This window comes from Streptomyces sp. SID13726 (genome assembly GCF_010548375.1).
In the GTDB taxonomy this organism is placed as follows: Bacteria; Actinomycetota; Actinomycetes; order Streptomycetales; family Streptomycetaceae; genus Streptomyces.
The window spans coordinates 1-613 of sequence record NZ_JAAGLY010000155.1; the positions used below are offsets into that span (position 1 = coordinate 1).

At 75.7% G+C, this 613-nt stretch carries 1 pseudogene; it reads right to left on the minus strand.

Annotated elements, in window-relative coordinates:
• Positions 1-42: 42 nt before the first annotated feature.
• A pseudogene (locus tag G3I78_RS52565) lies at positions 43-613 on the minus strand (epoxide hydrolase); the annotation flags it as partial.

Here is a 613-nt window from a genome sequence, read left to right on the forward strand (position 1 = left end):
CCGGACCTGCGACGAGGACGCGCACCCCGGCGTGACGGGCGGCTAGAACCGGCCGAAGAACGACCGGAGCTCGTGGGCGTAGCTCTCGGGCTGCTCGAACGGGGCGAAGTGTCCCCCGCGCGGCGGCTCGGTCGCGTACACGGTGTTCGCGACGCGGTCGAGCCACGCGCGGGGCGGGCGGACCACGTCGCCGGCGAACACGGAGAACCCGGACGGCACGTCGACGTAGCGGGCGAGCTGCTCGCGGGGGATCGCGGCGTTCGCCCGGTAGGCGCGGACGCCGGACCCGACGTTGGCGGCCGCCCAGTGCTCGGTGAGGAGGGCGAGGACCTCGTCCCGCGTGTACACCGACTCCAGGTCGCCGCCGCAGTCGCTCCACGACCGCAGCTTCTCCACGACCCACGCCGCGAGACCGGCGGGGGAGTCGGTGAGGCCGACCGCGAGCGACTGCGGCTTGGTGGCCTGCACGGCGGCGTAGCCGCCCTCGGTCGTGCGCCACCGCACGCTCTCCTCCAGCCAGTCGCGCTCCTGGGGCGTGAGGGACGCGGGGTCGCCCGGGAACAGGGGCAGCCCGGCGGCGGTGCGGTGCACCGCGATCACCCGGGCGGGGAAG